Consider the following 23,170-nt stretch of genomic DNA (forward strand, 5'->3'; position numbering starts at 1 on the left):
CCCCGCCGGGGTCGGCCACAGGCGCAGCCGGGGGCTCCCGGCAGGGCGGGGCGGGGATCAGCGCGCCCCCACCTCAGCCCTCGTACACGTCGACTTCCTTCAGGTACGCCGCCCGAGCCGCCTCGTCCAGGAAGGAGGCGCGGAAGGAATTCCGCGCGAGCACTCGCAGCGTGGCGTCGTCCAGGCGCAGCGCGTCCCGCACGGCGTTGAAGTTGTCGCCCGCGTAGCCCCCGAAGTACGCCGGGTCGTCGGAGTTCACCGTCACCAGCAGCCCCGCGTCCAGCATCGCCCGCAGTGGGTGGTCCTCGAGCCGGTCGACGACCCGCAGCCGGACGTTGGACAGCGGGCATACGGTCAGCGGGATCTGGTCCGCGACCAGCCTGGCGACCAGGGCCTCGTCTTCCAAGGAGCGTACGCCGTGGTCGACGCGGTCGACGCCGAGGATGTCCAGCGCCTCCCATACGTACGCGGGCGGCCCCTCCTCCCCCGCGTGCGCCACGCACTTGAGCCCCGCCTCCCGCGCCCGGGCGTACACCTCGCGGAACTTCGACGGCGGGTTGCCGACCTCCGCCGAGTCGAGGCCGACGGCCGCGAGGCGGTCCAGGTAGGGGCGGGCCGACTCGAAGGTCTCCAGGGCGGACTCGGCACTCTCGTCGCGCAGGAAGCACATGATCAGGCGGGTGGTGATGCCGTACGTCCGCTCCGCCGCGTCCAGCGCGCGCGTCAGGCCGTCGATGACCGTGCCGATCGCGACGCCGCGCGCGGTGTGGGCCTGCGGGTCGAAGAAGATCTCGGCGTGCCGGACGCCCTGTGCGCGGGCGCGGGCGAGATAGGCGTTGGTGAGGTCGGCGAAGTCGTCCTCGGTGCGCAGCACTGCCATCAGCGCGTAGTAGAGGTCCAGGAAGTCCTGGAGGTCGGTGAAGGAGTACGCGGCGCGCAGCTCGTCCTGGGTGGCGTACGGCAGCTCGACGCCGTTGCGCTCGGCGAGCGCGAAGGCCAGCTCGGGTTCGAGGGTGCCCTCGATGTGGAGGTGGAGCTCTGCTTTGGGGATCGGGGGCGGGGTCGGGGGCACGACGGGATCACCTGCTGTTTTCGCTGACGGGGAAACTCACGGGGAGGCTGACAAGACTAATGCGGCGGTGTCTGCCGGCTGAACCGATCAAGCAACCGATCGGTCGTGATCGGCGTCAGTCCAGTCGGACAGCGGAGAGAGCGGTGGACGGATGGGTGCCGGAGAGCGGGTACGGAGAGCGGTGCGGGCCGTGCGGGCGCGGCTGCGCCTGCCCAGGACCCGGCGCGGGCAGCGCCGCGCCGTCCAGGTGGTGATGGGTGTCAGCGTGCTCGCGCTGCTGCCCGCGACCTGGCTGCGGCTGTCCACCGACGCCCGGGTCCGTACGGTCGCGGACGTCCCCAAGGCGCCGGTGGCGGTGGTCTTCGGCGCCGGGCTGTGGAACGGCGAGCCGTCCCCGTATCTGGCGCACCGCCTCGACGCGACCGCCGAGCTGTACGAGCGGGGCAAGGTCCGCGCGATCCTGGTGACCGGCGACAACAGCCGGCACGACTACGACGAGCCGGACGCGATGCGCGCCTATCTCGTCCGGCACGGTGTGCCGGACGGGCGCATCGTGAGCGACTACGCGGGCTTCGACACCTGGGACTCGTGCAGCCGTGCCGAGCGGATCTTCGGCGTGCGCCGGGCGGTGCTGGTGAGCCAGGACTTCCATATCCGCCGGGCGCTGGCGCTGTGCGAGGCGGCGGGCATCGACGCGTACGGGGTCGGCGTCGCCGAGCCGCACGATGTGACGTGGCTCTTCGGCGGGGCGCGGGAGGCCGTCGCGGCGGGCAAGGCCGCGCTGGACGCGGCCTTCAAGCCCGATCCGCACTTCCTGGGGCCGCGCGAGCGGGGGATCGACAAGGCGCTGGCGGGCTCCCGCTGAGCCGTGCCCTCAGGCTGCGTTCAGTCGATCGTCGTCTGCTCCACCACCCACCCCAGGTAGTCCTCACTCCCCTGCGTGATCGGCGTCGCGATGATCTCCGGCGTCTCGTAGTCATGCGCCTCGCGGAGGTGCGCCTCCAGCTCCCCGTACCGCGCCGCGGTGGTCTTGAACAGCACCTGCCACTCGGCGGCCGTCTCGATCTCGCCCTGCCACCGGTACACCGACGTCACGGGCTGGCTGATCTGCGCGCAGGCCGCAAGCCGCGCGGTCACGGCCCCGCGCGCCAGCGCCTCGGCCTTCTCTGGGGTGTCGGTGGTGGTCAGTACGGTCAGGAAGTCGGCCATGGTGGAAGAGCCCTTCTGTACGCATCCCGGCTGTGCGACTGGCGCGCAACACGCTAGCCGGTGACGATTGAGGTGACCCGGCGACGATCGAGGGACACCATGGACGACCTCACCGCACTCGCACGCCACCACCTGGACCGGGCCAAGACCGACCCCCACGGCCGAAGCTCCCATCTCTTCCTGCATGACGGGCCGCTGCGGCAGAGCGTGATCGCCATGGTCGCCGGTTGCGAGCTCGAGGAGCACAACGCGCCCCCGGCGGCGAGCCTGCAGGTGCTGCACGGGCATGTCCGGCTGACCGCGGGCAAGACCGGGCACGTCCGGCTGGAGCTCATCGCGGGGCAGGTGCAGCGCATCCCGCAGGAGCGCCACGCGCTGGTGGCGGTGGAGGACTCGGTGGTGCTGCTGACCGCCGTGACCGCCACGGTGGGCTGCCCCACCCCCACCGAGGAGGCCGCCGCGCACCACCACGCCGCACGTCCCCACATGGCGCGCTGAGACAGAGGCACCCGCGCCCCCGGCGCTGATTGCCCGGGGGCGCGGGATCGGTATGGTCTCAGCCGGTCACCGGGGCGAGCTGGACGCGGTCGATGTTCGGGGCGTACGAGCTCGCGTTGGAGAACGTCAGCGTGTTCGCGCCCTTCGCCAGCTCGACCGGGACGGCCACGCTCCAGTAGTCGTTCCAGGTCCAGGTGTTCTTGAAGGTGACGCGCTGGGCCGCGCCGCCCCCGACCGCGATATCGGCGGTCCGGGAGATGATGTTGGTGTTGTACTGGTGGCCGTCCGCGCGCTGGTTGTTGGCGTAGTGGACGATCAGCAGGTAGCGGCCCGCCGAGGGGGCCTGGACGGTCAGCTTGAGGTTGTTGGCCGCGCCGGCGCCGAGCGAGCCGACGTAGGCGCCGCCCGAGGCGTAGTCGCTGGAGGTCCTGGCGGCGGCCCCGCCCAGGGTGCCGCTCTCGGCCTCGTACGAGGCGAGTCCGGTGGTGTCGCCCGCGCCCGTGGCGTCGAGGGAGGAGAGCCGGACGGCGGACCCGGTGGCGGAGGCGGCGGTGACGCGGTTGTTGCCCGCGGTGAGGAAGAGCCGCAGGGGCCGTTCGGGGGCGGTGGTCGTGGTGGTGCCGTGCAGGGACAGCTTGACGGGGGCGCCGGAGCCGCGCGGGGTCAGGGTGTAGTAGCCGTCGCGCGGCGCGTACACGTCGAAGACCGCGGCGTCCGAGCCGTCGAGCTCCAGGGACCCGGTGCCGACGCCGGCGGCCGAGGAGTAGTCGTAGCGGGGGCTGCCGGAGGGGTCGGCCAGGGTGGCCTCGTACGAGGCGGACGAGGCGGCCGGGGTGGTGGCAGCCGTCAGGTCGATCTTGTCGAGGGTGACCTCGCCCTTGTCGTGGGCCAGGGTGAGGGTGTGGCTGCCCGCGCCCAGCCGGACGGTCATGTGCTGGATGCCGCGGTAGGTCCAGTTGAGTGTGGAGGGGTAGGTGACCGGCTGCGCGGACTGGCCGTCAACGGTCAGGGTCTGGGTGGAGGGGGCCCCGGCCTGGTTGCCGTAGAAGATCGCCAGGTCGTAGTCGCCGGTCTTGGGGACGTCGACGTTGAACGCGACCTTGCTGGTGGGCTTGTTGAGGGAGCCGACGTCCTTGGTGCCGGAGGCGGCGTAGCCGTTGGCGTTGGAGACGGTGCCCTGGGTGTAGACCTGGCCGTCGGTGATCGCCGCGGACTCCGCTTCGTACGACGCGCTCCACGGCACGTCGGCCACCCGCGGGGTGCCGGTGCCGGCCGGGGTGAGCGTGATCCGGTACGCGGACATCGTCTTCATACCGGTCAGCGGCACGGTCACCGAACCGTCCGCGCCGACCTTGAGCTCGCTCCGGGACAGCACGCGCGGCGGCGCGGCCGCGCCCTCGTAGCCGGACCACTCGGCCTCGGAGACGGTCGCCACCACCCGCGAGCCGAACAGGTCGCGGTCGACGTGCTGGACTGCCACATCCGCGGCGCCCGCCGAGCCGCCCACCAGGATCTGCGCCTGCTTGCGGGACGGGTCGTACGAGGCCAGGCCCTGGAGGGTGTCGATGGCGTTGGCGGTGGGCGGGGTGACCTTGACGGTGCGGCCGGTCATCCCGGCGTACCAGCGGAAGAACCACCAGCCGCCGTTGGGGATGTTGGACCGTACGACATTGCCGCTGAGGTTGCCGGCGGCGTCCCAGTAGGCCTGGTTGGCGTACACCTTGTTGCGCTCGAACATCGACACCCACTGGACCAGCTGGCCCGGGACGGACAGGTCGCGGCGGTTGGCGTACTCGTCGATGCTGATCGGGCGCGGCGAGATCCCGACGCTCTTCTCCAGCGCCCGGTAGTGGTCGTAGTGGGACTGGAAGTCCTTCAGCGAGCCCGACGACAGCTCATGCCAGGTCATCACGTCCGGCAGCACGTTGTTGGCCTTCGCCCAGGTCAGGAACTCCGGGAGGAAGCGGGTGTCGTAGCCCGCCTCGTTGGGTCCCGCGATCCGGGCGTCGGGGTCGATGGAGCGGATGCGCTGGTAGACCGTCTTCCACTCGGCGAAGAAGCGGTCCCGGCCCTTCTGGTAGGCGGCGGGGTCGGAGGAGCCCAGCTTGTACCAGATCTGGTCGGGCTCGTTGAACGGCACATAGACGAACCGCTCGCTGTGCGGCGCGCCCGCCACATCCTTGGCCATCTTCTCGACCTTGGGGAGGTAGTCGTCGATCCCCAGGTCCTGGTACGGCCACTGGGTGTACATGTCCTGGAGCAGGATGTAGACGTCGTCCCCGCCGTTGCGGAAGAAGGACTTGGAGACCGTCAGCGCGTCCCCGTTGGGGTGCTGCGCCCCGCCTTCCGGCTTCTGCGAGATGGTGGTCAGCTTGAGCGGGGCGAGGGCGGCGTCGCTGGGTACGCCGTCGTCGCTCAGCCCGTACAGCGCCCCGTTGGCGCCGTGCAGCACCGGGCCCTCGCTCGCGGCGAGGTCGACGGAGATGCGCTGGGCCGCCGCCTTGGACTTTCCGGGGTTTTGGTCATCCGCGTACGAGGCGCCGGGCAGCGTGGCGGCGATCAGCGCCGCCGCCCCGGCTATCACGGTGGTGAGGGCTCGTCGCTTTCTCATCGGAACTCTTCTCACAGGACCTCCAGTTACTCCAGTTACTTGACGGCTCCACTGGTGATTCCAGAAACGATCTTTCGCTGGGCAATCAGGAACACCGCGACCATGGGCAGGCTCATGACCACGACATAGGCGAAGACCAGATGCCAGTTGTTGAGGTAGAGCTGTGCGCTGGCGACCTTGTAGAGGCCCAGCGGCAGCGTCGCCTTGTCCCCTCCGCCCAGGACGAAGAAGGCGTAGAAGATGTCGCTCCAGGCATAGAGCATCACCATGATCGTCGCGGTGGCGATCACGGGCCGCAGCAGCGGCAGGATGATCCGCGCGAAGACGCGCAGCGGCGAGGCGCCGTCCATCCGCGCGGCCTCCTCCAGCTCCAGGGGGATGGTGCGGATGAAGCCGGTCATGAAGAAGATCGACGTGGACAGATACATCCCGGTGTAGACGGCGATCATGCCGGGGCGGGTGTTGGCCAGGCCCAGCTGCCGCAGCTCCATGACGATGGTGATCACGGCGGGTGGCAGCAGCAGCCCGCTGATGGTGAGGGCGTACGCGGCCGACACCAGCCGCCCCCGCCGCCGGGCGAAGACCCAGGCGGCGCCCGCGCCCAGCACCAGGACCAGCACCACCGAGGGCGCCACGACCAGCAGGCTGTTGACGAAGCCGCGCACCATCTCGCCCTCGCTGAGGGCCTTGTCGTAGTTGGCGGCGGGCTGCCAGTGTCCTGGCAGGTCGAGGTTGGGCTTGACGGCCTCGCCCTGGGGCTTGGCCGAGGTGGCCAGGACCAGCCACAGCGGTACGCCGACGGCGAGCGCGGCGAGCAGCAGGACGAGGGCGGGGCGTGCGTACCGCCAGAGTCGGGCGGTTGACGAAACAGCCAGAGCGCTCAAAGCATCTGCTCCCTTCGGCGCAGTCCGATCACGAGCGGGATCGCGACGGCCACGACCACCAGGAAGAGCACCAGGCTCATCGCGGACGCCTGCGCGTACAGGCCCTGTCCGAAGACCCGGAACATGTAGATGTTGAAGACCTCGGTGGAGGACGCCGGGCCGCCACCCGTGGTCGCCTGCACGATGTCGAAGGTGTTCATCGAACCGATCAGCGCGGTGGTCACATTGAAGGTGACCGCGGGCGCGAGCATCGGGAAGCGGATCGACCAGAACGTCCGCCAGGCGCTCGCACCGTCGACCTTGGCGGCCTCCAGCATGTCGCCGGGGATGCCCTTGAGCCCGGCGAGGTAGATGAGCATGGCCAGCCCCATCCACTTCCATCCGTGGATGGCGCTGACCAGCACCATCGTCCAGGTGGTGGAGCCCAGCCACGGAATGCCCGTGCCCAGCAGCTGGTTGACCGCGCCGTCCTGGTCGAGCAGGGCCTGGAAGACATAGCCGACGGCGAGCGCGGAGATCAGCACGGGCAGGAAGAACACCGCGCGGAAGAAGCGGTTGAAGCGGGTGTCCTGCTCCAGCAGCAGGGCCAGCACCAGCCCGAAGACGTTCTGGAAGAGTGCCGCCAGCACCGCGTACACCAGGGTGGTGCGGATGGCGCGGAGCAGCGAGCCGTCGTCGGCGATGGTGGTGAAGTTGTCGAGCCCGGCGAAGGAGATATCGGTGTGGTACGCCGACCAGTTGGTGAACGGGTAGAAGAAGTTCAGCAGGTTCGGCAGCAGGAAGAAGCCCGCGAAGACCACCACGGCCGGCAGCGCGAACCACCAGGGGTGGTGCACGGCCGCTCTGGGCAGCCGCCCCACGCTCTTCCGCCGCCCGGCCCCTGCGTCGCCTCCGCTGCCCCGGCCGGAACGGGCGCGCGTTCGTACGGCGGTGTCTGCCACGGCTGGCCCTCCCCGCTCAGAAGCCCGGAGCGCTTTGGGCCTTGGCCACCTGGGCGAACTGGTCCTGCACCTGTTGGGCGACCTGCTTCGGCGACTTCTTGCCGTAGATCATGTCGCCGAGGGCGAGGTGCAGATCGGGGGCGACGATGGCCTTGGCCTGGAACACCCCGATGGCCTTGGGCAACGCAGCGACCTGGTCCTTGGCGGTCTGCGGCAGCCCGTCGGGGGTCGGCACGGACGGCTCGATGGAAGGGATCTTCATCGTCTTGATGTAGTCCGCGTAGTCGGGGCCGAGCCAGAAGGCGAGGAACTGGCGGGCGGCGTTCTGCCGCTTCTCGTCACCGGTCTTGAAGGCGACGACGCCGTTCGTCTGGTCCGGGGAGTACAGGCCGGTGGCGCTGGAGTTGGCGATGGGGAACCAGCCGAGCTTCTGGTCGATCTCGGCGGTGCTGTGCTTGGCCTGGATCTGGCTCTGGAAGGACGTGACGTTGAGGACCATGGCCGCGTCGCCCTTCCACAGGGCGTCCGCGGAGTCGGTGAAGGTGCCGGTCCGGTAGTTCTTCTGGGCGAGCCCGGCGCCGAGCAGCTTGTCCTTGTAGGTGGTGACGGCCTTGACGACGGTCGGGTCGGTCCATTTGTTCTCGTTCTTGTTGAGCCCTTCCCACCACTGCTTGTCCAGGTCGGTCAACTGCACCTGGACCTGCCACTGCAGTGGCCACTTGTCGCCGCCCACCTCGTAGAACGGCGCGGTGTCCGGCACCTTGTCCTTGATGCGGTGGCCGAGGGCGAGCAGGTCCGCGTAGCTCTTGGGGAAGTCCTTCTCGGCGATGCCGGCCTTCTTGAAGACGTCCTTGTTGTAGTAGACGCCGAGCATGGCGGGGCTGGTGACGATGGCGGCGTAGCGCTTGCCGCCGATCACGCCCAGGCTCCGCTCGGTGTCGCCGAGCTTCGCCTCCCAGGGCTCTCCGTCGAGGGTGAGCAGATTCCGCTGCGGCTGAATGAAGGGGAGGGTGGAGATGCTGGGCTGCCAGAACATCAGGTCCGGCCGGTCGCCCGCGGCGAGCTTGGTCGGCACGTTCTGCTCGTAGGGGTCGGGGATGGGCTGGGTCTCGACCTTGGCGCCGGTGGCCTTCTCGAACGCCTCGATGACCTGTTTGGGGGCGTTGACCGTGTTCTGCGCGGTCCACATCGTCAGCTTGACGCCGTCGAGCCGGGCGGTGGGGTCGACCTTCGTCTTGGCCGCGCCGCCGGTGTCGTCGCCGCCCGCGGAGGTCGCGTCGCTGCAGGCGGTGGCGGTCAGGGCGGTGGCGCATATCAGGGCGAGGGCGGGGAGGACTCTTCTCATCGCGGTTCTCTGCCTCACTGCGTCGTCGGAGTGCGGGGGCGGGGGCGTACACGGAGTGGAGGGTTACGCGGAGGGGTTGCGCGGTGCGTTTCGCGGAGGAGGTACGCGGAGGGGTTGCGCGGTGCGTTTCGCGGAGGAGGTACGCGGAGGGGTTACGCGGGGGCGGGCAGCAGGGGCGTGGCGCTCACCGGGGCGGCGGGCCGGAGCTCTCCCGGATGATCAGCTCGGGTACGGACACGGGGTGCGGGGCGACCGGTTCGGCCTGTTCGACCAGCCCGTACAGCAACCCGAAGGCGGCCCGGCCAAGACCCGTGAAGTCCAGCCGCACGGTGGTCAGGGAGGGGGTGAGATACGCGGAGTGCGGCGCGTCGTCGAATCCGGCCACGCTCACCTCGCCGGGGATCGCCCGGCCCGCCTCGTGCAGCGCGCGGATCACGCCGAGTGCCAGGTCGTCGTTGCCGCACAGGATCGCGGTGACCGACGGGTCGCGGGCCAGTTTCTGTCCGGCGCGGTAGCCGCTGGCCGGGTCCCAACTGCCCGCCACCGGCCGCGGCTCGGCCGCCCCGGCCTCGCGCAGCGCGTCCCGCCAGCCCGCGGTGCGCTGGCCGGTGCGGCGGGTGCTGGAGGGGATCGCGACGTAGTGCACGGTCTCGTGGCCGAGGCCCAGCAGATGACGGGTGGCGGCGCGGGCCGCCTCCCGGTCGTCGGTCCACACCCAGGGGCGGTGTTCGCCTGGCGGGCTCGCGGGGGTCTCCACCACGCCCACCACCGGCAGCTCCTCCGGGATCGCCGCCAGCGCCCGGACGCCCGCGGTGTCGTACGCCATCACGATCAGCCCGCCGCCGGCGTCGGCCGCGCGCTGCACCTCGGCGCGTACGGCGGCCTCGTCGGCGGTTTCCAGCACGCCGATCCCGACCGCGTAGGAGGAGGCGCGGGCGGCCTCCTCGATGCCTTGGAGGGTCGCTGCGTAGCCGTAGTGCATGGTGTTGGCGGTCAGCACGGTCACCGAACGCGCGCGTCCGCTGGCCAGGGCGAGGGCGGTGGCGCTGCGGCGGAAGCCCAGCTCCTCGATGGCGGCGAGTACGCGCTCGCGGGTCGACGGCTTGACGCTCGGATGGTTGTTGATCACCCGCGAGACCGTCTGGTACGAGACGCCCGCCGCACTCGCCACATCGCGGATTCCTGGCCGTCTTGTGTGACCGGTCACATTCATGCCAGGATTGTGACCGGTCACATAGGGGTCGTCAAGAGAACGCAACGAGGAATCACGAGGCGGACCAGGAGGGGACACGTTGACCGATACGGCATCCGACACGACATCCGAGGCGGGGGCAGGCGGCGCCCGGGACACGTTCACTTGGGGCCACGCGGGGCTCACGGCCCACTTCGCGACGGGCGTCGACGGGGTGGTGCGGCTCGTACGGCTGACGATTCCGGACGGTGAGGGACCTTCCCCTGAAGGGCCCTCCCCCGAGCAGCCCGGCGGCCCCCACCCCGCCCCACTGCCGCTCGTCGAGGTGCTGGCCCTCGGCCACGGCAGCGAGTGGTCCGGGCAGCGCGGCATCGAGACCGCTCTGGGCGCCCGGCTGCGCCACCGGGGCCACCGGGCCGTACGGGACGAGAAGGACGGACAGGGCTGGCACCGGCTGACGTTCGACCTCCACGACCCGGACACCGGCCTGACCGCCGAGGTCCGGCTGTCCTCCCCCGACGGGCTGCCGGTGCTGCGCGGCGAGGTCCGGCTCATCAACGAGGGCACCGCCCCGCTGACCGTTCAGGCCGTCACCAGCCTCACCCTCGGCGGGCTCCCCTCCCCCGACGCGCTCGATGTGCACCTGGCCCGCAACGACTGGCTCGCCGAATGCCGTTGGGCGAGCGAACCCCTGCGCACCCGGATCGTCGACCTCAGCCGGGACGCCCACCAGCACGACAGCCGCGCCGCCCTCGCCCTCCACAGCCGCGGCGGCTGGCCGTCCGACGGCCATCTGCCCATGGGCGCGCTGACCGACCGCACCACCGGCGACGCATGGGTGTGGCAGATCGAGTCGCCGACCGGCTGGCGGTGGGAGACCGGGGAGCGGGCTCACGGTACGTACGCCGCGCTCCACGGGCCGACCGACGCCGAGCACCAGTGGCGCGAACGGCTCGCCCCCGGCGCGTCGTTCACCACCGTCCCCGCCGCGCTGGCGCTCGCCCGGGGCGGTGGCCTCGATACGGCCCTGGCCCACCTCACCGCCTACCGCCGCGCCACCCGCCGGCCGCACCCGGACCACACCACCCTGCCCGTGGTGTTCAACGACTACATGAACACCCTCATGGGCGACCCCACCACCGAGCGCCTGCTGCCGCTGATCGACGCCGCCGCGGGAGCCGGGGCGGAGTACTTCTGCATCGACTCCGGCTGGTACGACGACGACGCACAGGGCTGGTGGGACAGCGTCGGCGCCTGGCAGCCCTCGGCCCGCCGCTTCCCCGGCGGCGGCATCCAGGCCGTACTGGACCACATCCGCTCCCGCGGCATGGTCCCCGGGCTGTGGCTGGAGCCGGAGGTCGTCGGCGTACGCAGCCCGGTCGCCGCCGAACTGCCTCACGACGCCTTCTTCCAGCGGGACGGGGTCCGCCTCGTCGAACACGGCCGCCACCACCTCGATCTGCGCCACCCGGCCGCCCGCGCCCACCTCGACAAGACCATCGACCGCATCGTCGGCGAATGGGGCGTCGGCTATCTCAAGCTCGACTACAACATCAGCATCGCCCCGGGCACCGACTGGCACCCCGAAACCGGCGCGACCGGCGCGACCGGCCGCCGCACCGCCCCCGGCGCGGGCCTCCTCGCCCACGCCCGCGCCTACCAGGACTGGCTGGCCGCCGCGCTCGACCGCCACCCCGGGCTCGTCATCGAGAACTGCGCCTCGGGCGGGATGCGCATGGACTGGTCCTCGGTGGCCCTCACCCAGCTCCAGTCCACCAGCGACCAGCAGGACCCGCTCCGCTACCCGCCCATCGCCGCCTCGGCGCCCACGGCGGTGCCACCGGAGCAGGGCGCGGTGTGGGCCTATCCGCAGCCCGAATTCACCGACGACGAAATCGACTTCACCCTGGCGGGCGCCCTGCTGGGCCGCGTCCACCTCTCCGGCCACCTCGACCGGATGTCACCGCGACAGCTGGCCCGGGTGCAGTGGGCCGTCGCGACGTATCGGCGGCTGCGGGGCGATCTGGTCACGGGGGTGCCGTTCTGGCCGCTGGGGCTGCCGGGGTGGGACGACGCCTGGGTGGCGTTGGGGGTGCGCAGCGGCTCGGCCACGTATGTGACGGTGTGGCGCCGGGAGGGCGGCCCGGCGGAATGCGCGCTGCCGCTGGGGCATTTGGCGGGCCGTCGGGCGGAGGTCGAGGTGCTGCACCCGGCCGCCGCCTCGGGCGCCGAGGCTCGGTGGGACGCGGGGCGGGGCGAGTTGGCCGTGGCGCTGCCCCGTACGCCGATGGCCCTCCTGGTCCGGCTGACGCCCGTCGGCCCCGCCGACCAGGCCGTGTCTTAGAAGTCGGTGACCAGGACGGCGCACGCCCCATCGGGCACGGCCGGTCACAGCCACTCGCACGCGACGCGTCGGCCGGCCGGCCGACGCGTCAGTCGTGGGCGGTACCGCCTCTCTCCCACCCCCCCTAAAGAGCGCTTGCTCTGCATCAAGCATTTTTTGTAGAGGGGGTGGGGGGAGGCCCGAACCGGTCCGACGTTCGACGCGTCGGCCGGTCGGCCAACGCGTCAGTCGCCCCCACCACCCCCACCGCCGCAACCGCTCCCGCAGGAGGCATGGCCGCCACCGGAATGGGATCCCCAGTCCGAGCCCGAATCCGAGCTTGAATCCGAGGCTGAGGCAGAGTCCACTTCGCGGTCGTACTCATCGCCGTCCTCGATGGCCTCACCCATACGGATCAGGCTTGCGCCGAGCCCGTCCTGATACGGCGTCGCCTCTCTGACGGCCGTGCGCAGGCGCTCGTCCTGAACGGCGGCGAGGCCGTCGAAGACGTACCCGGGAAGCGCCTCCTCCTGCCTGGCCGACTCCAACTCCCGCTCACCCGCAGGCGTAAGACGCTGCCTGGAGCGGCCGAGAAGGCCGTACGAAGCGAGCTGGCGCCCGATCTTCTTCATCTCGGGGCCGTACCGCACCTCCGCGACCGCGGAGTACGAGTCCTTCCCCACCGGGTGACACTGCTTGATGAGTGCGCGCTCGATCGGGTGGTCGGCCGGATCCCCGGCCCTGAGGGCCCGCACCCTGGAGCCGATGAACTTGATCGCGCCGCCCTCGCGCAGCCTGATGAGGGCGGTGCGGGCCACACGCCGTGGCCCGCCCGCCAAGTAAGCGATGTCGTAGATGTCCAGTGTCCGTGGCGCCGATGAGTCACGACGCCGGAATATCGTCCGCACAGGAATGCCCCCGTCCATCCCACTGATTCCCGTACTGCCAGTATTGTCCGGACGATGTCCCGTCAACCCGGGTCACCATCGCTTCAGAGCCAGACTTGAGGTTGACGGTGGCCCTTGGCTCCGTCACCTCATCAGACCCGCTGAAGCGCGTCGTGACACCTGACATGCGTGACAACGAACCGAAGTTCAACCTGATCGAAAATGAGACCTACGAAGACGCGGTCCAGCGGCGCGTCGAAGCTATGGACGCGCTCGGCGAATACATTCCGCCCTCGTCCTATGAACTTTTCCTCAAGCGGCGGAAGCGGAAGCCTGGCTCCGCAGTCTGATGGTGTTCCGGGCTGCGGAGCCAGGCTCGCCGCGAGGGGCGTATCTTCGCGCAACGCATACACCCACCTAGCCGCAGCCACTCGCGGGCATCCGCCTACGGCCCCCGAAGGCCCGCGGGGCTATGCCGGCTCGGTCCGCACTCGGCCGACGTCGCAGACCATCGCCCCCGATCATCGTCTTCATATTGCGGCGCAGTTGGTCCAGCTGCCCCTGCAGAATCGCCGTGGCGTTGGCGGGGTCGGCGCGTACGGCCGCCCGGGCTCCGCTGTCGCCCTGGCCGGACGCCGAAAACTCATCGCGGCGCGCGGACCACGCTGCGGCAGCGCCCCCAAGGACGGCATCAGAGTTGGACGGGCGAGGTGGCCAGGTCTAGCTCGACCCAGACTTCCTTTCCCACGGTTCGCTCGCGCACCCCCAGCGGGTCGCCAAAGCCCTGACGATGAGCAGCCCGCGTCCGAATTTGTCATCGGGGGTGGGGCGGCGCGGCTGGGGGAGGCGTTCGCCCTTGGCATCGGAGACGGCGATGCGCAGGAGGGTTTCGACCGCATCGCACGCCTCTCATTGGCACAGCACGATTCACTCGCCCTGATCCGGCGTGTCTGCGAGGAGATGTAGTACGTGACTGCCCTTGAGTTCGTGAAGTCGAGCTACAGCAGCGGTGGAGGTGAGTGTGTCGAGGTGGCCACCAACGTGCCCGACGCCGTCGCCATACGCGACTCCAAAATCCCGGACGGGCCGATACTCCGTATACCGCCCACCGCCTGGACCGCCTTCCGGGCCGCCATAGCCACCGGACAGCTCGGCTAGTGCCGCATCAGGCGAGGTTCGCTTCGTTGTTGGGCGCGTAGCCGGTGTCGTCGGCTCGGTGCGGTCCGCCAGAATCAGCGCATGCTGAGAGTTGGTTCCGTTGTGCTGGGTGTCTCGGATGTGCCGCGTGCGGCCGCGTTCTGGATGGAGGCCCTGGGATACGTCCCGCGCGAGGAGATGGAAGATGACTGGGTGGTGCTGGTGCCGGCGGAAGGGGCCGGGGTGCAGTTGGCGCTCGGTCTCAGCGAGACGCCGGTCCAGGAGCATCCGCGGATCCACCTGGACCTGTATGCCGGGGACGCGGCCGACCAGGCCGCCGAAGTCGAGCGGCTGGTGTCCCTGGGGGCTCGGCGCATCGACTGGGATCTTTATCCGGACGACGCCGACTTCGTCGTGCTCGCCGATCCTGAAGGTAACCGCTTCTGCGTCATCGACACCGGTCACCACTGACGGAGATCGAAGGCACATTCCTGGAAGTGGAGACCCTCGTCCGGGAGGAGGGCGAACTACCGGCCGCGCTCAATGATGTCCGTATGATCATGACTGAGCTCGGCATTCATGAAAGTGACCTCACGGCAGAGCTCTACACCGACGCTGTTGCGGCTTACCGCGCATCCTGACTTCACCCGTACTTCACCCCGTCAGGCCGACGCGTGTCCATACCGAGCACGAAGGGTTGCGAGGTCCGGCTCGCCGAACCGGGCGCGCAGTGCGTGGAATGCGTCGACCTTCTCCGTGCCGAACCGGACCACGTGCGCGGCATACATGTCGAAGGAGACGAACGCCGGGGGATTGGCCTTCGTGTGGAACTTGTCCGCGTACATCACCAGCTGTTCCTCTGCGGTCTCCGCCACGTAGTCGGCCACCGGCAGAGGCAGCTCCTGCCGCTCGATGTCGTGCCGCGTGAGCCCGACGCCCGTGTGGCAGGAACAGAAGCGACACAGCCGCTCGGGGAAGCCCTCCTGGCACAGGATCGTGTGCCCGAGCACCCCATGGCGGATGTAGTCGCCGACCCGGAGTCGGCCCCCGTTGTCGTAGAGCCGGTAGACGCCGATGTCGTGGAGAAGGGCACCCGCGCGGACGAGGTCGGAGTCGAGCCGGTGGCCGTCGGCGGCCAGCAGTTGCTCGGCGACTTTCCAGACGATCTCGCAGTGCGTGTACACGAGGTGGAACGCTTCCCGCGTCGGTGCGTACTTCTCGTGCAGCGCCCGTATGTCGTCGACCGTCGGCAGAATCACGGCGCGAGCTTAGCAACCTCGGCTCGTAAGCTCCTGACCTGTCCACCTTTGTCCACTGCACCCGATATGCGGCTTCGGCGCGGATCCCGGGGGGGCGGGGCCGCATATCGGTACAGCGGAGAAGGGGGCTGCGGAAGGTCCCACCGGACGGGTCCTGGGCGGCCCGTGGCGCCCGAGAGCCCGCGGGCTATTGCGGCTCAGTCCGCACGCGGCCGATGTCGCAGACCATTGCCCCGATCGTCGTCTTCATATTGCGGCGCAGCTGGTCCAGTCGCCCCTGAAGGATCGCCGTGGCGTTGGCGGGGTCGGCGCGTACGGCGGCGCGGGCTCCGCTGTCGCCCGGGCCGTGTGTGAACGACTGGCGGACCACCGTCTGGTCGGGGCGCACGGCGGGGCGCAGGTCGTAGCGCCAGGTGGCGAAGGGTTCGTGGGTTTCCGGGGCGCCGCCGTATACGTCCCAGCCGAACGCGTAAGGCGGATCAGCGGCGTTGACCACGCACAGCACCTGCGTGACCAGGCCGTTCGGGAACCGGTTGCGGGCTTCGTACCGCGCGCCGACCTCCGGTGCGGTCCAGCCGTCCAGCCAGGCCGCGTAGGTGCACTCCGGGCTCCACTCGCCGAGGCGCGAGAGGTCCGTGATCGCGGCCCAGAGCTCGTCGACGGTCAGGTCGACGAGCAGTTCCACTTCGGTGTGGGCACCGGTGACTCCATAGTCCTCATCCATGTGTGGGTAGACCGCCCGGGCGCCGAAAACTCATCGCGGCCCGGCGCCGGGTCAGGGCGGGGGCTCCCGCCCCGTTCGAGCCAGGCGTGGGCCGAGCCGAGCGTGGGGTGGCCGGCGAACGGAAGCTCGCCGCCGGGGGTGAAGATCCGCAGCCGGTAGTCCGCGTCCGGGGTCGAGGGCGGCAGCACGAACGTCGTCTCCGACAGGTTCGTCCAGCGGGCGAGGCGCCGCATCGCCTGGTCGTCCAGGTCAGCCGCGTCGAACACGACGGCCACCGGGTTCCCGAGGTAGGGAGTCGAGGAGAACACATCGACCTGTGCGAACGGACGTGAGCGCGGCACGGTCATCGAGGGGCCTTTCACGAGCAGCGGAACCTGTCCCATCCCACCCCTGCCCCGGCGTCCGGACAGAGCCACCTGCCACAAATTGGACTGCGTTGGACTGCGACCGATCAGTTTTGGAGAAGCCACGCACGTCAGCGGCTCCCTAAGATCGAAATCGCCCCGCAGAACAGCGGGAACACCGACCGGAGGGAGACCGCAATGAGCGACACGGAGTTCACGGCCGAGGAGCGCGCCGCGATGAAGGAGCGTGGCCGGGAGGTGAAGGCGGCTCGCCGAGGCTCCGCCAAGGCGGACGGTACGAGCGAGGTGCTGGCGAAGATCGCCGAGATGGAGGCGGGCGACCGCGCCCTGGCCGAGCGGATCCACGCCCTCGTCACGGCGGCGGCGCCGGAGCTCACGCCCAAGCTCTGGTACGGGATGCCCGCGTACGCGAAGAACGGCAAGGTGCTCTGCTTCTTCCAGTGCGCCGCGAAGTTCAAGGCCCGCTACTCCACCCTCGGCTTCAGCGACCAGGCGAACCTGGACGAGGGTGCGATGTGGGCGTCCTCGTACGCGCTGACCGGGGAGTTGACGGCCGGCGACGAGGCGCGGATCTCCGAGCTGGTGAAGCGCGCGGTGAGCTGACACCGAGAGGCTTCAGGCCGCCAGCCACTGGTCGTACGCCAGCTTGCAGACCAGCGAGACCACGACGACCACCAGGACCCCCCGTACGAACCCGCTCCCCCGCTTGAGCGCCATCCGCGCGCCCAGCATCCCGCCGCCCAGGTTGAAGAGCGCGAGCAGCGCCGCCATGCGCCACAGGACCGTGCCCTGGATGGCGAAGGTGACCAGCGCGCCGAAGTTGGTGCAGACGTTGACGACCTTGGCCGTGGCCGAGGCTGTGACCAGGTTCATATGGAGGGCGGCGACGAGGGCGATGACGAGGAAGGTGCCGGTGCCGGGGCCGATGAGGCCGTCGTAGAAGCCGATGCCGAGGCCGATGGCGAGGATCGCGGCCAGGACGCGCTGCCTGGTCAGGGGCTCCGCGGGAGCCGGGGCGGTGCCGAAGGCCGGGCGGAGCAGGACGAACGCGAGGACGGCCAGCAGGACCACCATGATCAGCGGACGCAGCACGCCACTGTTGATACCGGAGGCGAGGAACGCGCCCGTGAGGGAGCCGGCGACGGCGGCGGCGCCGATACGCGTGGCGAGCCGTATGTCGAGCGGGGTCTTGCGAGTGTACGTGATGGCGGCACCAGTCGTGCCGACGATGGCGATCGCCTTGTTGGTGCCGAGGATGTAGGTGGGCTGGTAGTGCGGCAGTCCGACCAGCATGGCGGGCAGCAGTAGGAGGCCCCCGCCTCCTACTACGGCGTCGATCCAGCCGGCACCAGCCGCGGCCAGGCAGAGCAGGAGCAACGTCACCAGCGGTATGTCAGGCATGGGTCAGGAGCCTATGGCGGCGCGGAAACCCGGCCGGAGCCAGGTCCAGGTCCGGGCCCGGGACCAGGCCCGGGACCGCCGGCCGCCCCCAGGCCGGCGGTCCGTCGTGAGGCCCGCGGTCGCGCGCTACTTGGTCTTCGGGGTTGCCGGAGCGAGCGTGGCGTGAGCGTGGCATTCCTTGGCCGGGAACTTCTTCCAGGCCGAGTCGGAGCCCTTGATCACAAGAACCCGGCACGGCTCGCCCGGCTTGCTCGGCTCGCCCGGCTTGCTCGGCTCGCCCGGCTTGCTCGGCTTGCTCGGCTTGCTCGGCTTGCCCGGCAAGGTCGGAACGGGGCACTCCCTGGTGTGGCTCGGCTTGCCGGGGATCCCCTTCACCACGGACAGCTCGATCCCGTCACCGTTCTTGACGATCTTGATGCCCTTGGGAAGCTTGATGGCCTTGGCTGCCTTGGCAGTCCTGCCGGCTTCGACGACCTTGAGGCCCTTGGTCGCCCTGGTGATGACGCGGGCGTCCCGGGCGCCCTTTTCGATCTTGGCGGCCTCGGCAGCCGGGACAGCCTTGCCCTCCGTGATCACGCAGGGCTTGGACGCCTTGGCCATCACCACATCGGCACCCCCCACCGAGGCGGTGCGCGACGGGCCGGCGGCCGAAGCGGAGGCCGTGGCCCCCAGCGTCAGAACGCCGACGGCCGCGGCGAGCACGACGCCTCGGCGCTTGGTGGCGATGGAGCTGAAGCGAGTCACAAGTGTCTCCTTACGCAGGTTACGCAGGGGATATGAACCCGGCGGACTCCCGGTCCGTCGGTGCGTCCACCGTGGCGTACCGACGCTGAGTCCTCGCTGAAAGCTCTTCAGCGGGGACTCAGCTTGTGCGTGCCATGCTGCTCCCGTGCGCATTCTCGTGGTGGAAGACGACGCCCGGCTCCGCGAACTCCTCAAGGAAGGTCTGGAGCAGGAGGGTTTCACCGTCGAGACGGCCGGTGACGGGCGCAGCGGCCTGGCGCTGGCCCAGTCCACCGAGTACGCGGCGATCGTGCTGGATGTGATGCTGCCCGGGCTGTCGGGCTATCAGATCTGCTCCCGGCTGCGGGAGGCCGGCGTCTGGACGCCGATCCTGATGCTGACCGCCAAGGACGGCGAGTACGACGAGGCCGACGGACTCGACGTCGGCGCGGACGACTACCTCACCAAGCCATTCTCCTACGTCGTCCTCATCGCGCGGGTGCGGGCCCTGGTGCGGCGCGGCAGCCTGGACCGGCCCGAGGTGCTGGAGCTGGGGGATCTGCGGCTGGAGCCCGCGGCCCTGGCCTGCAGCCGGGGGAAGGACAGCGTCACGCTGACGGCCAAGGAGTTCGCCGTACTGGAGTGCCTGGCCCGCCGCGCCGGACAGGTGGTCTCCAAGACCGAGATCGTGCACACGGTGTGGGACACCGCCTACGAGGGCGGGGCCAATCTCGTCGAGGTCTACATCAGAACCCTGCGCCGGAAGATCGACGTGCCGTACGGCAAGCAGGCGATCCGCACGATACGGGGCGCGGGATATCTGCTGGCCCGCGACGGGGGGTGACCGCGGCATGAGATCCATGAGCCTGCTGACCGGGATGAGTGTCCGCGCCAAGGCCACGGCGGCCGCCGTCGGCACCGTCGCCCTCGCCATAGCGCTGTGCATGCTGGCCCTGGTCCTGGTCCTGCAGCAGAACCTGCGTGACAGCGCGAAGGCGGATGCCAAGCAGGCCGCCGTCAGCGTCGCGGACCAACTGGCGACGTCCGGGAAGACGAAGCTGGCGGAGAAGGCGCTGGTCGTCACGCCCCAACCGGTGACCATCAAGGCCGCGGGACGGGTGATCAGCCCCGCACGTCCGGGGGAAGCTCCGCTGGACAGCAAGGTGGTCAGCAGCGCACCCGTCTTCCTCACCGCGAGGGCCCACACGGCGTACAGCGTGGACGTCGCCCCCTCGACCACCGCCGTCGACAACGCCACCCGGCTGCTGCTGCGCCAGGTCGCCCCCGCGGCGGCCGGGCTCGTGTTGTTCGTGGCCGCGCTCACCTGGCTGCTGGTCGGCCGTGCGCTGCGCCCGGTGGCCGCCATACGCGAGGAGTTCACCGAGATCACCGAACGCGCTCTGCACCGCCGGGTCCCGGTGTCCAAGGCGCGCGACGAGATCTCCCGGCTGGCGCGGACGATGAACGCCACGCTGGACCGGCTGCATCAGGCCATGACCCGGCAGCGCCAGTTCGTGGCGGACGCCTCCCACGAACTGCGCAGCCCCATCGCGGCCGTACGGGCCCAGCTCGAACTCGCCCTGGCCCGCCCCTCGCGGACGGACTGGCCGACCGCCGTGCACAAGGCCCTCCTGGACACCGAACGCCTCCAGGCCGTCGCCTCCGATCTGCTGCTGCTCGCCAGGCTCGACGCACAGGAGGCGCCGCCCCAGGCCCCGGTGGACCTCGCGGCGCTGGCGGCCGAGGAGGTACGGCGGCACCCCGGCACGGTGTTGGAGCACGCGGACACCTCCGACGCGGACGCGTCCAACGGAGACGCGTCTGATGGAGACGCCGGACCGGCCACCGCCGCCGCCGTCGTGCACGGCAGCCGCGTACAGCTCTCCCGGCTGCTCACCAACCTCACCGACAACGCCCGCAGACACGCCCGCACGACCGTCTCGGTCGGCGTCGCGGTCCGCGACGGCATGGTCGAGCTCTCCGTGGACGACGACGGCCCCGGCATCCCCGAATCCGACCGCGAGCGCGTCTTCGAGCGCTTCACCCGGCTGGACGACGCCCGCGCCCGGCAGGACGGCGGCACCGGCCTCGGCCTCGCGATCGCCAAGGACATCGCGCACGCCCATGGCGGGACTCTGACCCTCCACACCAGTCCTCGGGGAGGGGCCCGGGTGCTGCTGCGGCTGCCTGTGGCTGCCGTTGTGAGATGAGACTTTGACAACTACCGGAACAGACTGATCGGTTGGTCAGTAGTATCTGCCCGTTCTTGGCCGCATCGCGGGTGGAGGTATACGAACGTGTTGTCGGAGACGGCGGGAGTCATCGCCGTCGCATCCGCTCTGCTGGTGCTGACGTTGCTGCTGGGCTCGTTATGGGTCGCCAGGCTGCGTACGGCGCTCGCCGAGGCGCGTACGACGGCCGAACGGGAGCGGGCAGCCGCCGCTGAGGCGCGGACCGAAGCCGAGCGGGAACGGGCCGTCGCGGCCGAGCGCGGCGAGGAGGTGGCCCGGCTGTCCGCCGTACGGGCCGAGCTGGACGAGGCGGCCCGCCGGGAGCGGAATCTGCGCGACTCCGTCCAGGCGTCGTTCGAGTCCGTGGCCAGGAATATGCATGCCATGGCGGTGGTGCAGCAGCAGGTGCTCGACGGCCTGGAACAGCGCATCAGCGAGGCGGCCTTGATGGCCGAGGTGATGAAGGCCGACCACGCCGCGGCCCAGATGACCCGCAAGGCGCAGACCCTGATGGTGATGTGCGGGATCTGGCCCGCGCGGCGCGAGACCCGGCCGGTGACGCTCTTCGACTGCGTGCGCGGCGCGCAGTCGCGGATCGTGGAGTTCGGGCGGGTCGATGTGCACGGCGGCCAGACGCTGTACGTGGTGGCGCCCGCGGTCGAGGGTCTGATGCACGCGATCGCCGAACTGCTGGAGAACGCCACGGTGTTCTCCCCCTCGCGCACCCAGGTCGCGGTCTCCATCCGGGAGGTCGCCGCGGGCGCGGTCGTCGAGATCGACGACGCGGGGCTCGGTATGCCGCCCGATGTGCTGGAGCAGGCCGTCGCCCAGCTCCGGGACAGCCTTGACCTGGCCGAGCTGGGGGCGGTGCCGCGGCTGGGGCTCGCATGTGTCGGGCGGTGGTCGCGGGAGCTGGGCTTCAGCGTGGAGCTGTCGACCGCCTCGGCGTACGGCGGGACGCGGGTGGTGGTCTTCGTACCGCACCGGCTGCTCGGCGGGGGCGCCGAGCCGGTCGTGGACACGGAGCCGGTCGTCATCGAGCCCGTGACCGCCCCGGCCGCACCCGCACCCATCGGGGCCGACTCCGGGACCGGCCCCGACTCAGGGGCCGGGGCCGGGCTGCCGCAGCGGCGCAACCGCCGCCGTACGAACCAGAACGCACCCGACGCCAAGACGCCCGCCCCCAGCCCTGGTTCCGGCCCCGGTTCCGCCGCCCCCGCCTGCGACCCGTGGACCCCCGAGGCCGCCCGCGCGTCCATCGCCAGCATCGTCTCCGGCACCCGTCGCGGGCGCGCGGAGGTGGCCGAGGCCGACCAAGCCGACCAACAGGACCGAGCAGATCGAGAAGGAGGCCGGTAGTGGCCGGAACCATAGCCAGGCTGCCGGACGTTGGATGGATGCTGCGTCCGCTGACGCAGATCCCGGGCGTGCGACATGCCGTCGTCGTCTCGGAGGACGGTCTGCGCATGGGGCATGGCTCCGCCGAGGGGCTGACAGGGGATGTGCCCCAACTGGACGTGGCGGAGGCCGAGTCGCTGGCCGCCGCCTGCGCGGCGCTCACCGTGACCGGGCAGTCCACGGCGGCACTGTTATTCGGCGACGACGCGGGGGTGCGGCAGCTGATGGTCGAGTCCGACAAGGGGTTCGTGCTGTTCACCTCGGCCGGCCAGGGGGCGTCTCTGGGCGTGGCCACCGATATGGAAGCGGATGTCGGTCTCGTGGCCCAGCAGATGCAATTACTCGTAGCGAAAATAGGCGCCCATCTGAGCAGCCGTCCACGGGAGTCGATGACCTCGACGCCATGAACGAGCCCCGCGAGGAACGGACCACCCCGGCAGTGCGGCCGTACGTGATCACACGTGGCCGCGCGGGTTCCTCACGGGACGAGCTGCCGTGGGAGACGCTCGTCATGGCCTCGGGAAGCGCGCCGCCCCCGGATCTCCAGCCGGAGTACCGGCGGATCGTCGACTTCTGTCAGGGTCTGCTGTCGGTGGCGGAGGTGGCCGCGCACCTCGGCCAGCCACCGGCCGTGGTGCAGGTGCTGCTGGCAGATCTCATCGACTGGGGGCATATCGTGGCGCGCCCGCCCGTCCGGGCCGCCAAGCGTGCCGATAGGGACTTGCTGAGGAAGGTGCTCGATGGGCTTGAGAGCAAGCTCTGAGATCTCGGACGGAGCAGGCGGCGCGGACGACGCAGACGGATCGGGCGACGCGGACGGCGCGGGCGACGCGGACGGGACAGGCGGTGCGGGCGGAACAGGCGGTGCGGAGGGCGCCGATGACAGGGACGGTGTGCACGGCGTGGACGGCGACGTGGACGGCGGCGTGGACAATGAAGACGACGAGGGTGACGGGGACAAGATGGCCGA

Annotated in this window: 26 protein-coding genes; 13 read left to right on the forward strand and 13 right to left on the reverse strand. The window is 70.4% G+C overall.

Going from position 1 to position 23,170, the window contains the following annotated elements:
- Positions 1-73: 73 nt before the first annotated feature.
- On the reverse strand, positions 74-1,072 hold the full coding sequence (locus ACH4U7_RS39395) for an adenosine deaminase (protein WP_398532573.1): 999 nt from the start codon (positions 1,070-1,072) through the stop codon (positions 74-76).
- 151 nt (positions 1,073-1,223) lie between these two features.
- Between ACH4U7_RS39395 and ACH4U7_RS39400 the strand changes: the two genes are divergently transcribed.
- Complete coding sequence (locus ACH4U7_RS39400) at positions 1,224-1,937, forward strand: vancomycin high temperature exclusion protein (protein ID WP_398532574.1); 714 nt, start codon at positions 1,224-1,226, stop codon at positions 1,935-1,937.
- Between the two features lie 20 nt (positions 1,938-1,957).
- Here the strand turns inward: ACH4U7_RS39400 and cutA are convergent, their stop codons facing one another.
- Positions 1,958-2,281 carry a divalent-cation tolerance protein CutA gene (cutA, locus tag ACH4U7_RS39405; protein WP_089506579.1) on the reverse strand — a complete coding sequence of 108 codons (324 nt, stop codon included), beginning with the start codon at positions 2,279-2,281 and terminating at the stop codon, positions 1,958-1,960.
- A gap of 99 nt (positions 2,282-2,380) precedes the next feature.
- On the opposite strand from cutA, the gene ACH4U7_RS39410 reads away from it, so the two are divergent.
- Entirely contained in the window at positions 2,381-2,779 is a 399-nt protein-coding gene (locus ACH4U7_RS39410; protein WP_398532575.1) for a cupin, read from the forward strand.
- Between the two features lie 58 nt (positions 2,780-2,837).
- Here the strand turns inward: ACH4U7_RS39410 and ACH4U7_RS39415 are convergent, their stop codons facing one another.
- The 5 genes from ACH4U7_RS39415 to ACH4U7_RS39435 all read right to left on the reverse strand — a co-directional run bounded on the left by ACH4U7_RS39415 (position 2,838) and on the right by ACH4U7_RS39435 (position 9,773).
- Entirely contained in the window at positions 2,838-5,390 is a 2,553-nt protein-coding gene (locus tag ACH4U7_RS39415; protein ID WP_398532576.1) for a CBM35 domain-containing protein, read from the reverse strand.
- 35 nt (positions 5,391-5,425) lie between these two features.
- Positions 5,426-6,274 (reverse strand): carbohydrate ABC transporter permease, encoded by an 849-nt coding sequence (locus ACH4U7_RS39420; RefSeq protein WP_398532577.1) that lies wholly within the window; start codon positions 6,272-6,274, stop codon positions 5,426-5,428.
- A complete protein-coding gene (locus tag ACH4U7_RS39425) occupies positions 6,271-7,215 on the reverse strand; it encodes a carbohydrate ABC transporter permease (RefSeq protein WP_398532578.1) in 945 nt (314 codons plus the stop codon). The genes ACH4U7_RS39420 and ACH4U7_RS39425 overlap by 4 nt, the downstream gene beginning before the upstream one ends.
- A gap of 16 nt (positions 7,216-7,231) precedes the next feature.
- Entirely contained in the window at positions 7,232-8,560 is a 1,329-nt protein-coding gene (locus ACH4U7_RS39430) for an ABC transporter substrate-binding protein (protein ID WP_398532579.1), read from the reverse strand.
- Between the two features lie 184 nt (positions 8,561-8,744).
- Positions 8,745-9,773, reverse strand: coding sequence for a LacI family DNA-binding transcriptional regulator (locus ACH4U7_RS39435; RefSeq protein ID WP_089506583.1), 1,029 nt, complete (start codon positions 9,771-9,773; stop codon positions 8,745-8,747).
- A 79-nt stretch (positions 9,774-9,852) separates the two neighbouring features.
- Here ACH4U7_RS39435 and ACH4U7_RS39440 point away from each other — a divergent pair, with 79 nt between their 5' ends.
- On the forward strand, positions 9,853-12,096 hold the full coding sequence (locus tag ACH4U7_RS39440) for an alpha-galactosidase (protein ID WP_398532580.1): 2,244 nt from the start codon (positions 9,853-9,855) through the stop codon (positions 12,094-12,096).
- Positions 12,097-12,320: 224 nt separating this feature from the next.
- Here the strand turns inward: ACH4U7_RS39440 and ACH4U7_RS39445 are convergent, their stop codons facing one another.
- Entirely contained in the window at positions 12,321-13,001 is a 681-nt protein-coding gene (locus tag ACH4U7_RS39445; RefSeq protein WP_398532581.1) for a TIGR04222 domain-containing membrane protein, read from the reverse strand.
- Positions 13,002-13,090: 89 nt separating this feature from the next.
- On the opposite strand from ACH4U7_RS39445, the gene ACH4U7_RS39450 reads away from it, so the two are divergent.
- The 4 genes from ACH4U7_RS39450 (at position 13,091) to ACH4U7_RS39465 (ending at position 14,740) form a co-directional block, all read left to right on the forward strand.
- Positions 13,091-13,312 carry a hypothetical protein gene (locus tag ACH4U7_RS39450; protein ID WP_398532582.1) on the forward strand — a complete coding sequence of 74 codons (222 nt, stop codon included), beginning with the start codon at positions 13,091-13,093 and terminating at the stop codon, positions 13,310-13,312.
- Between the two features lie 619 nt (positions 13,313-13,931).
- Positions 13,932-14,120 (forward strand): DUF397 domain-containing protein, encoded by a 189-nt coding sequence (locus ACH4U7_RS39455; RefSeq protein ID WP_398532583.1) that lies wholly within the window; start codon positions 13,932-13,934, stop codon positions 14,118-14,120.
- Positions 14,121-14,201: 81 nt separating this feature from the next.
- Positions 14,202-14,570: a VOC family protein gene (locus tag ACH4U7_RS39460; RefSeq protein ID WP_398532584.1), complete on the forward strand. Its 369-nt coding sequence runs from the start codon at positions 14,202-14,204 to the stop codon at positions 14,568-14,570.
- Positions 14,571-14,596: 26 nt separating this feature from the next.
- Complete coding sequence (locus tag ACH4U7_RS39465; RefSeq protein ID WP_398532585.1) at positions 14,597-14,740, forward strand: hypothetical protein; 144 nt, start codon at positions 14,597-14,599, stop codon at positions 14,738-14,740.
- Between the two features lie 21 nt (positions 14,741-14,761).
- On the opposite strand, the gene ACH4U7_RS39470 is transcribed toward ACH4U7_RS39465, so the two are convergent.
- The 3 genes from ACH4U7_RS39470 to ACH4U7_RS39480 all read right to left on the reverse strand — a co-directional run bounded on the left by ACH4U7_RS39470 (position 14,762) and on the right by ACH4U7_RS39480 (position 16,429).
- On the reverse strand, positions 14,762-15,358 hold the full coding sequence (locus tag ACH4U7_RS39470) for an HD domain-containing protein (protein WP_398532586.1): 597 nt from the start codon (positions 15,356-15,358) through the stop codon (positions 14,762-14,764).
- A 187-nt stretch (positions 15,359-15,545) separates the two neighbouring features.
- Positions 15,546-16,082 carry an SRPBCC family protein gene (locus ACH4U7_RS39475; RefSeq protein ID WP_398532587.1) on the reverse strand — a complete coding sequence of 179 codons (537 nt, stop codon included), beginning with the start codon at positions 16,080-16,082 and terminating at the stop codon, positions 15,546-15,548.
- The gene (locus ACH4U7_RS39480) at positions 16,022-16,429 is read right to left on the reverse strand and encodes a PhzF family phenazine biosynthesis protein (protein WP_398532588.1); all 408 of its coding nucleotides are present in this window, start codon (positions 16,427-16,429) and stop codon (positions 16,022-16,024) included. The genes ACH4U7_RS39475 and ACH4U7_RS39480 overlap by 61 nt, the downstream gene beginning before the upstream one ends.
- Before the next feature lie 195 nt (positions 16,430-16,624).
- Here ACH4U7_RS39480 and ACH4U7_RS39485 point away from each other — a divergent pair, with 195 nt between their 5' ends.
- A complete protein-coding gene (locus ACH4U7_RS39485) occupies positions 16,625-17,050 on the forward strand; it encodes an iron chaperone (RefSeq protein ID WP_398532589.1) in 426 nt (141 codons plus the stop codon).
- Between the two features lie 12 nt (positions 17,051-17,062).
- Here ACH4U7_RS39485 and ACH4U7_RS39490 read toward each other — a convergent pair whose 3' ends face one another.
- Both ACH4U7_RS39490 and ACH4U7_RS39495 read right to left on the reverse strand, forming a co-directional pair.
- Positions 17,063-17,848, reverse strand: coding sequence for a sulfite exporter TauE/SafE family protein (locus ACH4U7_RS39490; protein WP_398532590.1), 786 nt, complete (start codon positions 17,846-17,848; stop codon positions 17,063-17,065).
- Between the two features lie 126 nt (positions 17,849-17,974).
- Positions 17,975-18,592, reverse strand: a complete 618-nt coding sequence (locus tag ACH4U7_RS39495) for a hypothetical protein (protein ID WP_398532591.1) — start codon at positions 18,590-18,592, stop codon at positions 17,975-17,977.
- Between the two features lie 145 nt (positions 18,593-18,737).
- Here ACH4U7_RS39495 and ACH4U7_RS39500 point away from each other — a divergent pair, with 145 nt between their 5' ends.
- The 5 genes from ACH4U7_RS39500 to ACH4U7_RS39520 all read left to right on the forward strand — a co-directional run bounded on the left by ACH4U7_RS39500 (position 18,738) and on the right by ACH4U7_RS39520 (position 22,963).
- The gene (locus tag ACH4U7_RS39500) at positions 18,738-19,415 is read left to right on the forward strand and encodes a response regulator transcription factor (RefSeq protein ID WP_398532592.1); all 678 of its coding nucleotides are present in this window, start codon (positions 18,738-18,740) and stop codon (positions 19,413-19,415) included.
- A gap of 7 nt (positions 19,416-19,422) precedes the next feature.
- The gene (locus ACH4U7_RS39505; protein WP_398532593.1) at positions 19,423-20,781 is read left to right on the forward strand and encodes a sensor histidine kinase; all 1,359 of its coding nucleotides are present in this window, start codon (positions 19,423-19,425) and stop codon (positions 20,779-20,781) included.
- Between the two features lie 87 nt (positions 20,782-20,868).
- Entirely contained in the window at positions 20,869-22,161 is a 1,293-nt protein-coding gene (locus ACH4U7_RS39510) for an ATP-binding protein (protein ID WP_398532594.1), read from the forward strand.
- Positions 22,161-22,607 carry a roadblock/LC7 domain-containing protein gene (locus ACH4U7_RS39515; RefSeq protein ID WP_398532595.1) on the forward strand — a complete coding sequence of 149 codons (447 nt, stop codon included), beginning with the start codon at positions 22,161-22,163 and terminating at the stop codon, positions 22,605-22,607. The genes ACH4U7_RS39510 and ACH4U7_RS39515 overlap by 1 nt, the downstream gene beginning before the upstream one ends.
- Positions 22,604-22,963, forward strand: a complete 360-nt coding sequence (locus tag ACH4U7_RS39520; protein ID WP_014179897.1) for a DUF742 domain-containing protein — start codon at positions 22,604-22,606, stop codon at positions 22,961-22,963. The genes ACH4U7_RS39515 and ACH4U7_RS39520 overlap by 4 nt, the downstream gene beginning before the upstream one ends.
- Positions 22,964-23,170 lie beyond the last annotated feature (207 nt).

Origin of the sequence: Streptomyces sp. NPDC020845 (assembly GCF_044334165.1) — a bacterium.
In the GTDB taxonomy this organism is placed as follows: Bacteria; Actinomycetota; Actinomycetes; order Streptomycetales; family Streptomycetaceae; genus Streptomyces.

What these genes read in the sequence shown, in the direction of transcription:
- ACH4U7_RS39400 (WP_398532574.1), top strand. Translation starts at nt 1,224, where the DNA reads ATGGGTGCCGGAGAGCGGGTACGGAGAGCGGTGCGGGCCGTGCGGGCG.
- cutA (WP_089506579.1), bottom strand. Translation starts at nt 2,281, where the DNA reads ATGGCCGACTTCCTGACCGTACTGACCACCACCGACACCCCAGAGAAG.
- ACH4U7_RS39410 (WP_398532575.1), top strand. Translation starts at nt 2,381, where the DNA reads ATGGACGACCTCACCGCACTCGCACGCCACCACCTGGACCGGGCCAAG.
- ACH4U7_RS39415 (WP_398532576.1), bottom strand. Translation starts at nt 5,390, where the DNA reads ATGAGAAAGCGACGAGCCCTCACCACCGTGATAGCCGGGGCGGCGGCG.
- ACH4U7_RS39430 (WP_398532579.1), bottom strand. Translation starts at nt 8,560, where the DNA reads ATGAGAAGAGTCCTCCCCGCCCTCGCCCTGATATGCGCCACCGCCCTG.
- ACH4U7_RS39435 (WP_089506583.1), bottom strand. Translation starts at nt 9,773, where the DNA reads ATGAATGTGACCGGTCACACAAGACGGCCAGGAATCCGCGATGTGGCG.
- ACH4U7_RS39445 (WP_398532581.1), bottom strand. Translation starts at nt 13,001, where the DNA reads ATGGACGGGGGCATTCCTGTGCGGACGATATTCCGGCGTCGTGACTCA.
- ACH4U7_RS39460 (WP_398532584.1), top strand. Translation starts at nt 14,202, where the DNA reads ATGCTGAGAGTTGGTTCCGTTGTGCTGGGTGTCTCGGATGTGCCGCGT.
- ACH4U7_RS39475 (WP_398532587.1), bottom strand. Translation starts at nt 16,082, where the DNA reads ATGGATGAGGACTATGGAGTCACCGGTGCCCACACCGAAGTGGAACTG.
- ACH4U7_RS39480 (WP_398532588.1), bottom strand. Translation starts at nt 16,429, where the DNA reads ATGACCGTGCCGCGCTCACGTCCGTTCGCACAGGTCGATGTGTTCTCC.
- ACH4U7_RS39485 (WP_398532589.1), top strand. Translation starts at nt 16,625, where the DNA reads ATGAGCGACACGGAGTTCACGGCCGAGGAGCGCGCCGCGATGAAGGAG.
- ACH4U7_RS39490 (WP_398532590.1), bottom strand. Translation starts at nt 17,848, where the DNA reads ATGCCTGACATACCGCTGGTGACGTTGCTCCTGCTCTGCCTGGCCGCG.
- ACH4U7_RS39505 (WP_398532593.1), top strand. Translation starts at nt 19,423, where the DNA reads ATGAGATCCATGAGCCTGCTGACCGGGATGAGTGTCCGCGCCAAGGCC.
- ACH4U7_RS39520 (WP_014179897.1), top strand. Translation starts at nt 22,604, where the DNA reads ATGAACGAGCCCCGCGAGGAACGGACCACCCCGGCAGTGCGGCCGTAC.